The following is a 13,150-nucleotide window of genomic DNA, read 5'->3' as shown; positions in this document are numbered from 1 at the left end:
CGAGTGTGTCCGCCGTCGCAAGGGTACGTGCGCGACGGCCGGACAGGCCACCCCTCAGTCAGCGTCAGCGACGAGTGTCACGGCAGCATCGTGGCTGGTGGCGCCCCGTTTGTAGGTCACTTCGACCACCTCACCCGGTGCAGTTTTCCGCACAAGTGCGATGAGGTCCGTCGGCTCGCTGAGCGGGCGGCCGTCGAAGCTGGTCACCACGTCACCGGTGCGCATGCCCGCCTCGGCGGCCGGACCGGTGGCGGTGACCTCACCCAGCCGCACCCCGCCGGCCGGTCCGCGGAACGACTCCTCGACCTCCGCGCCGATCACCGTACGGTGCGCCCGGCCCGCGGCGATGATCTCCTCGGCGACCCGGCGGGCGTGGTTGATCGGGATCGCGAAGGCCAGACCGATGTTGCCGGCCGACTCCTCGCTGCCCGCCATCGACTTGATCACGGCGTTGATCCCGACGACCTGCCCTGCGGCGTCGACCAGCGGGCCGCCCGAGTTGCCGTGGTTGACCGCGGCGTCGGTCTGGATCGCGGCGTAGTACCTGGTGGTGCCGTTCTCGGCGTCGGTGGCGATGGGCCGGTCCAGCGCGCTGACGATGCCCGCGGTGACGGTGCCGCGCAGCGCCAGCGGCGAGCCGATGGCCACCACCGCGTCGCCGACCGCTACCGCGTCGGAGTCGCCCAGCATGGCCGGGTGCAGCTCGCCACGCTTGACCTGGAGCACCGCGACGTCCGACTCCGGGTCGGTGCCGATCACCTTCGCCGGGGAGCTGGTGCCGTCGTCGAATATGACGCTCACCACTCCGGAGCTGCCCGACACCACGTGGTCGTTGGTGATGATGTGGCCGTCGGCGCTGGCCACGAAGCCCGAGCCGAGCGAGACGCTGCCGTCCACCGGCACCCGGACGGTGACCACGCTGGGCAGCAGCATGCTGGCCACGGCGGCCAGCGACTCGGGGGCACGGTGCGGCGGGGAGGCGGTCGAGCCGAGGATCGAGCGGGCGGTCTGGCGGTCGTCGCTGAACCGCACGCCCATCGCGCCGCCGAGCACCCCCGCCAGCACCCCCGCGAGGACGGCCGCTCCGGCGACTGTCCACAACGTACGCCGTCGGGTATGGTCAGGCTCGGCCAACGGCTCCGGCACGGGCGCGTGCGCGCGCTCCGCGGGTGGCACGAGCGCCACCGGCGAGTGCGGATCGCGCCACGGATCGTTGAGCGCATCAGACCACCAAAACGACGCCGGCGGTGCGACGGCCGGTGGCGTGTGCTGCGCTGCCGTCCGGTCGTCGTCATCCGGCCGGCGAAACCCCCAGCCGTCGGTCACTGACCAGCCCTCCGTCCCGTTCCCGGTTTCAGGATGGCATGGTTTCAACGTGAAAAATCACTGTTCACGGAAGGTGCCCCATGACGACGCTGCATCGCCAGCCCGGTAGCGCAGGCGACTTCATCGCGTCGTTCGTCCCCGAGGACGTGATCGCGCAGACGGCCCGCGGGCTGGCGGTCGAGGTGGGCCTGCAGCCTGTCGCACCTGCGGTCGGCGCGGCCCTGCGCATGCTGGCGGGAGCCTGCGCCGCGAAGGCCGTCGTCGAGATCGGCACCGGCACCGGGGTCAGCGGACTGTGGCTGCTGCGCGGGATGCGCGCCGACGGCGTGCTGACCACCATCGACCGCGAGTCCGAGCACCAGCGCATGGCGCGACGGCTGTTCATGGAGGCCGGCTTCTCCGCCTCGCGGGCCCGGGTGATCACCGGCCGGGCGCTGGAGGTGCTGCCCCGTCTCGCCGACGGCGCCTACGACCTGATCTTCGTCGACGCCGACCCGACCGAGTACGCCGCGTTCGTGGACGCCGCGGCCCGCCTGCTGCGCCCCGGCGGCGTGGTCGTCCTGCACGGAGTCCTGACCAGCGGCCGCGACGTCTTCACCGTCCGCGAGCTGGCCTACGCCGTCCGCGACAGCGACCTCTGGCAGCCCGCCCTGCTCCCCCTCGGCGAAGGCCTCCTAGCCGCCGTCAAAGCCTGACGACCCCCGCACTTTAAATAGACGTTGGCCTATCTGATCGAGTTTTCAAAGATCGAACTCAATCAGATAGGCCAACGTCTATAAACGAAACGGTCAGGAGACCGTGGAGAGCCACCGCACCAGGGTGCGTACGCCCCAGCCGGTCGCGCCCTTGGTCAGCTCCCCGTCCGGCGTGGCCGACCAGGCCGGCGACGACATGTCGATGTGCACCCACCGGTCGCGCATGCTGCCCGCGAACTCGCGCAGGTAGAGCGCCGCCGTGATGGTGCCGGGGTTGCCGGCCGCGTTGTCCAGGTCGGCGATGTCGGAGGCGACGTCACCGGCGTACTCCTCGGCCAGCGGCAGCCGCCACAGCGGCTCCCCGACCTCGGCGCCCGCGGCGGTGAAGCCGTCGATCAGCGCCTCGTTGCCGCTGAACAGCGCGGCGGTCTTCTTGCCCAGCGCGATCCGCGACGCCCCGGTCAGCGTGGCCAGGTCGATGAGCAGGTCGGGGGCGAGGTTCTCCACCGCGTACGCCATCGCGTCGCCGAGCACGACCCGGCCCTCGGCGTCGGTGCTGCGCACCTCGGAGGTGAGGCCGCCGTAGTGGGTGACCACGTCCCCGGAGCGCCAGGCGCTGCCGGAGAGCATGTTCTCGGCCAGCGGCGCGAGCGCGGTGACCCGCACCGGCAGGCCCAGCTCGGCCACGGCGAGCAGGGCACCGACGACGGCGGCGGCGCCGCCCATGTCCTTGCGCATCAGCTGCATGGCGTCGTTGGGCTTGATGTCGATGCCGCCGGTGTCGTACGTGATGCCCTTGCCGACCAGCACCACGTGCTTGGTCGCGCCCTCGGGGGACCAGCTCAGCTCCAGCAGGCGGGGCTCGTGCACGGAGCCGCCGCCGACGGCGAGGATGCCGCCGAAGCCCTCGGCCTCCAGCTGCTCGCGCTCGCGCACGGTGACCGTCACGCCGTCCCCGGCCCGCTCGCGCACCTGGCGCACGAACCAGTCCGGCGTCTTGGTCAGCGAGGGGGTGTTGGTGAGGTCGCGGGCGAACCGGGTGTGCCCGGCCACGGTGCGGGTCGCCGCGAGCGCAGCCGCCCGCTCGGGGCTGCCCGGCACGGCGACGACGACCTCGGCCAGCTTCGCCGCGGCCTCGGGCTTCTCCTCGGCCACCCGGAACCGGTAAGACGCCAGCCACAGGCCCTCGGCCAGGCCGCGCAGCGCGGCGTCGCTCAGGTCGGCAGGGGCGAGCACGGTGATCGCGGACTCCTTGGCCGCGGCACGGGCCAAGGCGGCGCCGGCCGCCCGCCAGCCCGCCTCGTCACCGGATCCGACCCCGACGAGCAGCACCTTCGACGGCTCGCGCAGCGGCCGCGGCAGCGTCTGCAACGCACCGGCCGAGCCCTTGTGCTCGGTGGCGGCGAGGAATGCCGTCACCTCGGCGGCGACGTCGGAGGGCAGCACGGCGAGCGGTGTGCCCGCCGCGGACTCGCCCTCGGCGGTGCCCACCGGGCACGCGACGGTTCCGGCGAGATCCGCCGCGCCGTCCAGTCGAATCGAGATCATCCCTGCCCCTTCACTGGCTGTGCCGCCGACGTCCCACCGGCCGCCGACCGCCTGACCCTACCGCGCCGCCTCCGCCGCCGGCCGCGACGGAGGTGCTGGCCCGCGGCCCGCCGGTGGGGGTCGCCGCCCGCGCGGCATACCGGATGAAGGACGCGTTGGAGCTGGTCAGGAGAAGGTGGTGCAACGGGGGTGAGACGGCGTCAGACCGCGCGTGGAGCGCGGCACAGGTCGCCGGGAGGGGTGGGTTGGACGGCCGGGATGGTGCCCGGCCGGTCCCGATGTCAGCCGACGGCCAGTTTGAGGGCCTCGCCGAGAGCGGTGGCCTCGTCTGGTGTCATCTCCACCACAAGCCGCCCGCCGCCTTCCAGCGGCACGCGCATGACGATTCCCCGGCCCTCTTTGGTGACCTCCAGCGGACCGTCGCCCGTCCGCGGCTTCATCGCCGCCATGTGTGTCTCCCCTCAGACTTGCCAGACCTGCACCCGGGTTGAATGCAAGACTTGGCGGGTCTCCCCGCCTGCTCCGCCGACGAAACCTCGCGACGGCTGCCGAGGCAGCCTGACCGCGACGCGCCGTCTTCGTACGCCGTCCGGCACCGGCGTGTGGTTGGGTGGGGCCACACGAACGGGTGCCGACCAATGATTTTCCCTGATGGACTCCGCTAAGCCCAAACCGGGCCGGTCACGGTGTGACATCATCTCGCCAGCGCAGTTCACATCTGTCACAATCACCCCTCATGCAGGCTCGTTCCGCACTCTTCGACCTCTACGGCGATCACCTGCGACAACGTGGTGGAAGAGCCGCCATCGCGGCCCTGATCCGGCTGCTCGCGCCGCTCGGCATCGCCGCACCGGCGGTACGTACCGCGGTGTCCCGCATGGTGCGACAGGGCTGGCTCGCGCCGGTACGGCTGCCCGCCGGACCCGGCTACCAGCTCACCCCGCGGGCGGTACGACGCCTCGACGAGGCCGCCGCCCGCATCTACCGGACCGGCCGCAGCTCCTGGGACGGACATTTCGATCTATTGGTGATCTCCGCCCCGGAAGCCCGCACCGAGCGCGACCGGCTCGCCGCCGAACTCGCGTTCCTCGGTTACGGCCGGCTGGAGACCGGCGTCTGGCTCGCCGCCCGGCCCGCGGGCGAGGTCGACGGCCTGCTGGCCGACGCCGGGGTGCGCTTCGAGCGTTTCTCCGCCGCGCACACCGGCGGGGAAACCGGCGCCCGAGAGCTGATCATGAGAGCGTGGAACGTGCCGGCCGTGGGCGCCTCGTACGCCGGGTTCGTGGCGCAGCTCACGCCGGTGGTCGGTGCGATCACCCGGCTGACCGACGACCGCACCGCGTACGCCGCCCGGTGTGCCCTGGTCCACGCCTGGCGCGCGTTCCTGTTCCGCGACCCGCAGCTGCCCGCCTCGCTGCTGCCGCCGGACTGGCCGGGCACCGCCGCGGCCGCCTTCTTCGACCGGCAGGCCGCCCGGCTGCGGCCCGCCGCCGACCGTTTCGTCGACCACTGCCTCAGGGAGAGCTGATGTCCGCACCGCTGCTCGTCGACCGCGCCGAGGGCGTCGTCACCGTCACCATGAACCGCCCCGACTCGCTCAACTCGCTCGACGTCGCGCTCAAGGTGGCGCTGCGCGAGACGTTCGAGGAACTGGCCGCCGACCCGGCGTGCCGCGCGGTGGTGCTGGCGGGCGCGGGCCGGGCCTTCTGCGTCGGGCAGGACCTGCGCGAGCACATGGCCACGATGGGCGACAAGGCCCCGCTGGACACCGTCGAGAAGCACTACAACCCGATGGCGCTGGCCCTGGCCGAGCTGCCCAAGCCGGTCGTGGCGGCGGTGCGCGGACCGGCCGCGGGCGCGGGCGCGGGCCTGGCGTTCCTGTGCGACCTGCGCATCGGCGGCCCGTCGACGTCGTACCTGATGGCCTTCGCCCGGGTGGGCCTGGCCGCCGACACCGCCGTGTCCTGGACACTGCCGCGCTTCGTCGGCGCGGCCAAGGCCGCCGAGCTGCTGCTGCTGGCCGAGCCGGTCAAGGCGGAGGAGGCGCACCGGCTCGGGCTGCTGACCAGGCTGGCCGACGACGACGAGCAGGTGCTGCCGATGGCGCAGGAGCTGGCGGCACGGCTGGCGGCGGGACCGACGGTGGCGTACGGCCAGATCAAGCGCGAGCTGCTGCACGGCGCGACCGGCACGCTGGCCGACGCCCTGCTGATCGAGCTGGCCGCGCAGCAGCTGTCCGGCGGCACCGCCGACCATCGCGAGTCCACCGACGCCTTCGTGAACAAGCGCAAGCCGGCCTTCGAGGGCCGCTAGTCCTCTTCGGGGTCCAGGGGGGCGACGCCGTCAGTGACGTACGCCGTCATCCGCAGCTCGTCCCCCGACGGCGAGACGTAGGCGGGCAGCTCGTCCGGGCCCAGCTCGGTGACGTAACGCCAGAACTCCCGGACCGCCTCCTCCGCCGACTCCGCCTCGATCGGCAACGCGACGCTGACCAGCCACTCCCTACTCACCCGCTCATCCCATCACAGCGCTCTCGCAACGACGTGGCAGCCTGCCAGGTGGTCGTCGACCATGCCGGTGGCCTGCATGAGCGCGTACGCGGTGGTGGGGCCGACGAAGCGCAGGCCGCGCTTCTTCAGCTCCTTGGCCATCGCGACGGAGGCGTCCGAGGTGGCGGGCACGTCGGCCCGGGCGGCGGGCCGGGAGCGACCGGGCGGCGGGGCGTACGACCACAGCAGCGCGCTCAGCCCGCCGGGCAGCTCCAGCGCCACCCGGGCGTTGTGCAGCGTCGCCTCGATCTTGGACCGGTTGCGCACGATCCCGGCGTCGCCCAGCAGCCGCTCGACGTCGTCCGGCCCGAACGCGGCCACGGTCTCGAGGTGGAACCCGGCGAACGCCGCCCGGAACGCGGGCCGCTTGCGCAGGATCGTGATCCAGGACAGGCCGGACTGGAACGCCTCCAGGCTCACCCGCTCGAACAGCGCGTCGTCGCCGCGCAGCGGGGTGCCCCACTCCTCGTCGTGGTAGGCGCGGTACTCCGGCGCACCGGCCGACCACGCGCAGCGTGCCAGCCCGTCGTCACCGACGATGAGGTCGCTCACCCTATTGCCCCCTTACTGGAACGCGAATAGCCTTCGGAACTCATGGAGCTCCCGGACTTCCCCCCGGTGGTGCTGTACTCGGTGCCGCTGTTCATTCTGCTCATGGTCCTCGAACGCGTGTCCTACCGGTTCCATCCCGACGCCGACGAGGTCGGTTACGGCGGCAAGGACACCGCGACGAGCCTGAGCATGGGCCTGGGCAGCCTCGGCTGGGACGTGCTCTGGGGCCTCGGCACGGCCGCCGCGACCAGCGCGATCTACCTGCTCACCCCACTGCGCATCGACTTCCACTGGTGGGCGCTGCCGCTGTTCCTCATCGCGCAGGACCTCTGCTACTACTGGTCGCACCGCGGCCACCACATGATCCGCCTGCTGTGGGCCTCGCACGTGGTGCACCACTCGTCGCAGACGTTCAACCTGTCCACGGCGCTGCGCCAGTCCTGGACCGGGTTCACCGGGTTCCTGTTCTACCTGCCGCTGGCCGCGGTCGGCGTCAACCCGGCGGTCACCGCGTTCTGCGGCGGCATCAACCTGGTCTACCAGTTCTGGATCCACACCGAGCGCATCGACAAGATGTGGCGGCCGTACGAATTCGTCTTCAACACCCCGTCGCACCACCGCGTGCACCACGCCTCCCAGGGCGGCTACCTGGACCGCAACTTCGGCGGCATCCTGATCATCTGGGACCGGATGTTCGGCTCCTTCGCCCCCGAGATCGAGCGCCCCGTGTACGGCCTCACCACGAACATCACCACCTACAACCCGCTGCGGGTGGCCTACCACGAGTACGCCGCGATCTTCCGCGACCTGCGCACCCGCCGCGTCCGACAGTGGCTGCCGACCCTGCTCCGCGGCCCCGGCTGGTCCCCCACCGCAGGGACAACACCCAGCACGGTCGCCGCCACGGCTGTTTCGCGGGCCATGCCGGTCGAATGACGCCGGGTCAGGACGCGGCGGAAGGCCTGCGGGCGCGGGCGGTCCGCGCGGCGAGCGCCGCCAGATCCACCTCGACGGGCCAGGGCTGCGCGGTCCGGAAAACCTCAGTCGTGTAATGCGTCGCATACCGGTAGGCGCCGTCCTCCAGCACCAGTTCCGCCAGCGCGATCGTGTCGGCGTCCGGGTCCGGGACGACCACCCAGTAGAACGGCACGCCGGCGCGCGCGTAAAGCACCCGCTTGATCTCGGTGTCCCGCAAGGCCGAGGTCGGCGACACGACCTCCACGACCAGTTGCACGCCGTCCACGGGAAACGGCGAATCGTCGACGTAGGCGGCGGGCAGCACCACGATGTCCGGGCGGGGCTCGTTGTGGTCATCGATGGTGACGGACTGGTCGGTGGCGACCACGTGGTCGCCGCCGGGATTGGCATCCTCGATCAGCTGCGCGATCCAGCGCGCGATCATGTTGTGGGCGCTGGTGGCGGAGGGGAACAGGACGATGCTCCCGTCGATCAGCTCGTGCCGCGGGCCGACTTCCGGGAGGGTGTGCAGATCGGCGACGGTATATCCGCGCACACCTGGGCGCAGCTGCGCGAGCTTGGCTACGGCAGCACTCATCGCGTCCCCTCCAGCAGTCGTGGGAGCCACGGTCAAAGGCTACCGTGACGGCTCACGATGGAAGGTTTCGCTGATAGGAGGTTTCCCCGCTCGGGGTTCACTCACGGCAGGCGGCCGGACTCGACCATCTTGGCGAACCGTTTGAGAGCCTGCTTGAGGCTGACCTTGGAACCGGGCCACAGCAGCGGCCAGGCCAGCCGGCCCGCGACGCCGCCGGGCAGGTGGAACCACTCGTGCCAGACCACCTGGGTGCGGTCGCCGGCCATCGGGGTGCACCGCATGACACCCGGGCCGCGCAGCACCTTGCCCTGGTGGACGACCCGCACCTCGTAGGGCGGGTCCACTTTGACCACGCGCATCTCGTCGCGCAGCACCGCCGGACCGGCCACGGTGATCGCCTCGATCACGGTGCCCTCGCCGCCGTCCCCCTCGATCACGCGCACCTTGGTCAGCGGGATCCAGTCGCTCTGCCGCTCCCAGGCCATGAACGCGGCGAACACGCGCTCGGCGGGCGCGGCGACGATGATCGTCGCGGTGACCTCGCCTGCGCCTGGAGCGGTGGGGTCGGTCCCCGTCACCGCCGGACCGGCTCGCCGGCGGCCGCCTCGTCCACCTCGGCGGACACCGGGTCGGTCTCGTGATCGGCCTCGTCGACCGGCTGCTCGCCGGCCTCGGTCGCGGTCACGGCCGGCTCGGCCGGGTCGGCGGCCTCGGCGGGGATCTCCTCGACCGCGTCCACCGGCGCGTCGACCACGGCGCCCGCGGTGACCACGCCCAGCGCGCTGGCCCGGGCCCGGGCGAGGGTGTCGGCGTCCTCGACGCGTCCCTCGCGCAGCGCGGTGACCTCGGCTTCGAGCACCTGGATCAGCTCGCTCTTGTAGCCGATGTCGTAGGCGAGGCGGCGCAGCGTCTGGTCGACCTGCGCCATCCGGTATCCGCGCCAGGTCGGGTCGAACGTCACCCGGGACACGTCGCCCTCGACGAGCGGGCGGTCGGCGGGCAACGGAGTGGCTCGTTCGTCCGGCTCGGCCGGCGCGAGGCCCGGGTCACCACCGGTGACCAGCGTCATCACCCCGAACACCACGGCGCCCACGGTGAGCGCGACGACGATCAGCAGCAGCAGGTTGCCCATGCCCACGATCGTGGCACGAGTGGCGCTTCAGCGCGACCCTGCCACCCGAGCTGTCCGGCCCGTGGCACGGGAACCGTCCGGCTCATTACCCGGCGGTAGTGTGACGCCGCGAGCGTGCCGCAGCGGCCCGCGCGGGGCCGTCACAGCCAGCGCAGCGCGTTCTTGCGCCAGGCGTAGAGCAGGCCCAATGCCAGCACGGCGACGAAGACGGCCATCTCCACGACCACCGCCAGACCCGACCGGGCATAGACGACGGCCCACGGGAACAGGAACACGGCCTCGACCGCGAACAGCACGTACAGGTACGCGTAGACGTAGTAACGAATCTGCATCTGCGCCCAGCCGCCCTCGACCGGGTCGAGTCCGCACTCGTACGTGTCGAGTTTGCCCTCGGCCGCGTTGGGCCGCGACGGGCGCAGCAGCCGGTTCGCCGTGTACGCCCCTCCGATGATCAGCACGCCGACCAGCAGCAGCAACGCCACCGTCGCGTACGCGTCGAGGTAACCGGTCACGACCGCAGCCTAACGGCTGGCGTCGCCCTTGGGGATCGGTGCGGCAGGGGGCGAACGACGCCGGGCGGCGGAGGTGCGCGTGGAATGGCACATCGATCGCCGAATGGCCGATGGAATGCCACTCTGTGGGACCGACCAGTGATATGCGCGACCCGTCCCACCGCCCGCTGTCGCGTTTATCACGTTCCGCATGGTTTAGCTGGGGGGGCCGTGTCAACGCTATTCCCTACCGCCGACGTAGGCTGACCTTAATCGAGACGTAACAGCACACCACCCCAGCAGGAGGTCGCGTCCAGTGGCCGAACATCGTGAGGGCGCCGGGCAGACCGGTCAGCTCAGCGAGCACGGGCATCCCGCCAAGGAGATCCACCAGCTCGACCGGGTGGTGATCCGCTTCGCGGGTGACTCGGGCGACGGCATGCAGCTCACCGGCGACAGGTTCACGTCGGAGACCGCCCAGCTCGGCAACGACATCTCGACGTTGCCGAACTTCCCGGCGGAGATCCGGGCGCCTGCCGGCACGCTGCCCGGCGTGTCGAGCTTCCAGGTCGCCTTCGCCGACTACGACATCCTCACGCCCGGCGACGCGCCGAACGTGCTGGTGGCGATGAACCCGGCGGCGCTCAAGGCGAACATCGCCGACCTGCCCAAGGGCGGCACGATCATCGTCAACACCGACGAGTTCACCAAGCGCAACCTGGCCAAGGTCGGCTACGACAGCAACCCGCTGGAGGACGACTCCCTCGCGGGCTGGGACGTGCACCGGGTCGGGCTGACCAGCATGACCGTGGGCGCGCTGGCCGAGCTCCCGGTGAGCAAGAAGGACGCCGAGCGCGCCAAGAACATGTTCGCGCTGGGCCTGCTGAGCTGGCTCTACTCGCGGCCGCACGAGTCCACCATGGCGTTCCTGGAGCGCAAGTTCGCCGCCCGGCCCGAGCTGGTCGCCGCGAACAAGGCCGCCTTCAACGCCGGCTGGAACTTCGGGGAGACCACCGAGGGCTTCGCGGTGCGCTACGAGGTGCCGCCGGCGCAGATGGCGCCGGGCAACTACCGCAACATCACCGGCAACGCCGCGCTCGCCCTGGGCCTGGTCGCCGCCGGTGTGAAGGCGAAGCTGCCGGTGCTGCTGGGCGCGTACCCGATCACCCCGGCCTCGGACATCCTGCACGAGCTGAGCAAGCACAAGAAGCTCGGCGTGACCACGGTGCAGGCCGAGGACGAGATCGCCGCGATCGGCGTGGCGCTGGGCGCGGCGTACGGCGGCGCGCTGGGCATCACCACCACCAGCGGCCCCGGTGTCGCGCTCAAGAGCGAGACCATCTCGCTCGCGGTCGCGCTGGAGCTGCCCCTGGTGATCGTGGACGTGCAGCGGGCCGGGCCGTCGACGGGCCTGCCGACCAAGACCGAGCAGGCCGACCTGAACATGGCGCTGTACGGCCGGCACGGCGAGGCGCCCGTCGCGGTGGTGGCCGCGCAGTCCCCGGTGGACTGCTTCCACGCCGCGATCGAGGCCTGCCGGATCGCGCTGAAGTACCGCACCCCGGTCATCCTGCTGTCCGACGGCTACGTCGCCAACGGCTCCGAGCCGTGGCTGCTCCCGGAGATCAGCGAGCTGCCCGACCTGCAGGTCGAGTACGCGACCGGTCCCAACGGCGAGGACGGCAAGTTCTACCCGTACCTGCGCGATCCGGAGACGATGGCGCGGCCGTGGGCCGTGCCGGGCACGCCGGGGCTGGAGCACCGCATCGGCGGCCTGGAGAAGGCCGACAAGACCGGTGACATCTCGTACGACCCGGCCAACCACGACTTCATGGTGCGCACCCGGGCCGCCCGCATCGAGGCTATCGACGTCCCCGACGTCGCGGTCGAGGACCCGTCGGGCGAGGCGAAGGTGCTGGTGCTGGGCTGGGGCTCGACGTACGGCCCGATCGGCGCGGCGGCGCGGGCCCTGCGCCAGCGCGGGGTGAACGTGGCGCAGGCCCACCTGCGGCACCTCAACCCGCTGCCGAAGAACCTGGGCGAGGTGCTGGCGTCCTACGACAAGGTGGTCATCCCCGAGATGAACCTGGGCCAGCTGGCCCACGTGATCCGGGCGCGCTTCCTGATCGACGTCGTCGCCTACAACCAGGTGCGCGGGCTTCCCTTCACCTCCACCCAGCTGGAGACCATGCTCGAGGAAGTGATCAAGAATGTCTAACGCGGTGCCGGTCCAGCTGTCGGCGAAGGACTTCAAGTCCGACCAGGAGGTGCGCTGGTGCCCGGGTTGCGGTGACTACGCGATCCTGGCCGCGATGCAAACCTTCCTGCCCGAGCTGGGCATCCCTCGCGAGCGGACGGTCTTCGTCTCGGGCATCGGCTGCTCCTCGCGTTTCCCGTACTACCTGAACACGTACGGCATGCACTCGATCCACGGCCGCGCCCCGGCGATCGCCACCGGCCTGTCGGTGTCGCGCCCGGACCTGACCGTGTGGGTGGTGACCGGTGACGGCGACGCGCTGTCCATCGGCGGCAACCACCTGATCCACGCGCTGCGCCGCAACGTGAACATCAAGATCCTGCTGTTCAACAACAAGATCTACGGCCTGACCAAGGGGCAGTACTCGCCCACGAGCGAGATCGGCAAGATCACCAAGTCGACGCCGACCGGCTCCTCGGACGCGCCGTTCAACCCGATCTCGCTGGCACTGGGCGCGGAGGCCTCGTTCGTCGCGCGCACCATCGACTCCGACCGCAAGCACCTGCAGTCGGTGCTGCGCCAGGCGGCCGAGCACCAGGGCTCGGCGTTCGTGGAGATCTACCAGAACTGCAACATCTTCAACGACGGCGCGTTCGAGGTGCTCAAGGACCCGGAGACGCGCGACGCCTACCTGATCCGGCTGGAGCACGGGCAGCCGATCACGTTCGGCAAGGACGGCTCGCACGTGGTGACCCACCCGGCGGGCAGCTTCGGGCTGGCCGTGAGCGAGGCCGACAAGGTCGAGGCGGGCGAGGTGCTCACGCACGACGCGCACGCCGAGGACCCGGCGTACGCGTTCGCGCTGTCCCGGCTGGCCGGGCCGGACCTGCGGCACACCCCGGTGGGCGTGTTCCGGTCGGTGCGCCGCCCGTCCTACGACGAGCTGGTGCGCAACCAGCTCGACGCGGCGAAGGCGAAGGCCGGCGAGCCCGAGGCCGACCTGGCCGCGCTGCTCAACTCCGGCGACACCTGGACCATCCTGTAGCCGTCGCCTGACAGGTGAAGCGCCGCCCGTGACCTGCCGGTCGCGGGCGGCGCTCTCGTT

The 13,150-nt window shown here is 71.4% G+C and carries 14 protein-coding genes and 1 pseudogene; 6 read left to right on the top strand and 9 right to left on the bottom strand.

The features are described from left to right. Positions 1-54: 54 nt before the first annotated feature. Complete coding sequence (locus HAV39_RS29775) at positions 55-1,326, bottom strand: S1C family serine protease (protein WP_191842481.1); 1,272 nt, start codon at positions 1,324-1,326, stop codon at positions 55-57. A gap of 80 nt (positions 1,327-1,406) precedes the next feature. On the opposite strand from HAV39_RS29775, the gene HAV39_RS29770 reads away from it, so the two are divergent. Further along, on the top strand, positions 1,407-2,021 hold the full coding sequence (locus HAV39_RS29770; RefSeq protein WP_191842480.1) for an O-methyltransferase: 615 nt from the start codon (positions 1,407-1,409) through the stop codon (positions 2,019-2,021). A gap of 93 nt (positions 2,022-2,114) precedes the next feature. Here HAV39_RS29770 and HAV39_RS29765 read toward each other — a convergent pair whose 3' ends face one another. After that, the gene (locus HAV39_RS29765) at positions 2,115-3,569 is read right to left on the bottom strand and encodes a leucyl aminopeptidase family protein (RefSeq protein WP_191842479.1); all 1,455 of its coding nucleotides are present in this window, start codon (positions 3,567-3,569) and stop codon (positions 2,115-2,117) included. Between the two features lie 281 nt (positions 3,570-3,850). Then, entirely contained in the window at positions 3,851-4,018 is a 168-nt protein-coding gene (locus tag HAV39_RS29760; protein ID WP_120317235.1) for a DUF3117 domain-containing protein, read from the bottom strand. Between the two features lie 287 nt (positions 4,019-4,305). Between HAV39_RS29760 and HAV39_RS29755 the strand changes: the two genes are divergently transcribed. Both HAV39_RS29755 and HAV39_RS29750 read left to right on the top strand, forming a co-directional pair. Further along, positions 4,306-5,097: a PaaX family transcriptional regulator gene (locus HAV39_RS29755; RefSeq protein WP_120317236.1), complete on the top strand. Its 792-nt coding sequence runs from the start codon at positions 4,306-4,308 to the stop codon at positions 5,095-5,097. After that, positions 5,097-5,882 carry an enoyl-CoA hydratase-related protein gene (locus HAV39_RS29750; RefSeq protein WP_191842478.1) on the top strand — a complete coding sequence of 262 codons (786 nt, stop codon included), beginning with the start codon at positions 5,097-5,099 and terminating at the stop codon, positions 5,880-5,882. The genes HAV39_RS29755 and HAV39_RS29750 overlap by 1 nt, the downstream gene beginning before the upstream one ends. Here HAV39_RS29750 and HAV39_RS29745 read toward each other — a convergent pair. Continuing rightward, positions 5,879-6,067: pseudogene (locus tag HAV39_RS29745) on the bottom strand (hypothetical protein); the annotation flags it as partial. The gene HAV39_RS29750 and the pseudogene HAV39_RS29745 sit on opposite strands and share 4 nt — an antisense overlap. A 24-nt stretch (positions 6,068-6,091) precedes the next feature. Continuing rightward, on the bottom strand, positions 6,092-6,670 hold the full coding sequence (locus HAV39_RS29740) for a DNA-3-methyladenine glycosylase I (RefSeq protein WP_191842476.1): 579 nt from the start codon (positions 6,668-6,670) through the stop codon (positions 6,092-6,094). A gap of 42 nt (positions 6,671-6,712) precedes the next feature. Here HAV39_RS29740 and HAV39_RS29735 point away from each other — a divergent pair, with 42 nt between their 5' ends. Then, positions 6,713-7,606, top strand: a complete 894-nt coding sequence (locus HAV39_RS29735; protein ID WP_191842475.1) for a sterol desaturase family protein — start codon at positions 6,713-6,715, stop codon at positions 7,604-7,606. Positions 7,607-7,613: 7 nt separating this feature from the next. Here HAV39_RS29735 and HAV39_RS29730 read toward each other — a convergent pair whose 3' ends face one another. The 4 genes from HAV39_RS29730 to HAV39_RS29715 form a co-directional block, all read right to left on the bottom strand. Further along, positions 7,614-8,255: a Uma2 family endonuclease gene (locus HAV39_RS29730; RefSeq protein WP_191842474.1), complete on the bottom strand. Its 642-nt coding sequence runs from the start codon at positions 8,253-8,255 to the stop codon at positions 7,614-7,616. A 71-nt stretch (positions 8,256-8,326) separates the two neighbouring features. Further along, positions 8,327-8,803 carry an SRPBCC family protein gene (locus HAV39_RS29725; RefSeq protein WP_120317242.1) on the bottom strand — a complete coding sequence of 159 codons (477 nt, stop codon included), beginning with the start codon at positions 8,801-8,803 and terminating at the stop codon, positions 8,327-8,329. Continuing rightward, complete coding sequence (locus HAV39_RS29720) at positions 8,800-9,357, bottom strand: DivIVA domain-containing protein (RefSeq protein ID WP_191842473.1); 558 nt, start codon at positions 9,355-9,357, stop codon at positions 8,800-8,802. Before HAV39_RS29720 ends, HAV39_RS29725 begins: the two co-directional genes overlap by 4 nt. Positions 9,358-9,497: 140 nt before the next feature. Next, positions 9,498-9,869: an NADH-quinone oxidoreductase subunit A gene (locus HAV39_RS29715; protein WP_120317244.1), complete on the bottom strand. Its 372-nt coding sequence runs from the start codon at positions 9,867-9,869 to the stop codon at positions 9,498-9,500. Positions 9,870-10,233: 364 nt separating this feature from the next. Here HAV39_RS29715 and HAV39_RS29710 point away from each other — a divergent pair, with 364 nt between their 5' ends. Beyond that, entirely contained in the window at positions 10,234-12,066 is a 1,833-nt protein-coding gene (locus HAV39_RS29710) for a 2-oxoacid:acceptor oxidoreductase subunit alpha (protein ID WP_191842523.1), read from the top strand. Continuing rightward, entirely contained in the window at positions 12,059-13,090 is a 1,032-nt protein-coding gene (locus tag HAV39_RS29705; protein WP_120317245.1) for a 2-oxoacid:ferredoxin oxidoreductase subunit beta, read from the top strand. Before HAV39_RS29710 ends, HAV39_RS29705 begins: the two co-directional genes overlap by 8 nt. The last annotated feature ends 60 nt before the right edge of the window (positions 13,091-13,150 follow it).

Origin of the sequence: Catellatospora chokoriensis, from assembly GCF_011297315.1 — a bacterium.
In the GTDB taxonomy this organism is placed as follows: domain Bacteria; phylum Actinomycetota; class Actinomycetes; order Mycobacteriales; family Micromonosporaceae; genus Catellatospora; species Catellatospora citrea.
Note: the sequence above shows the minus strand (reverse complement) of the source record. Positions and strands in the feature narration are given on the sequence as shown.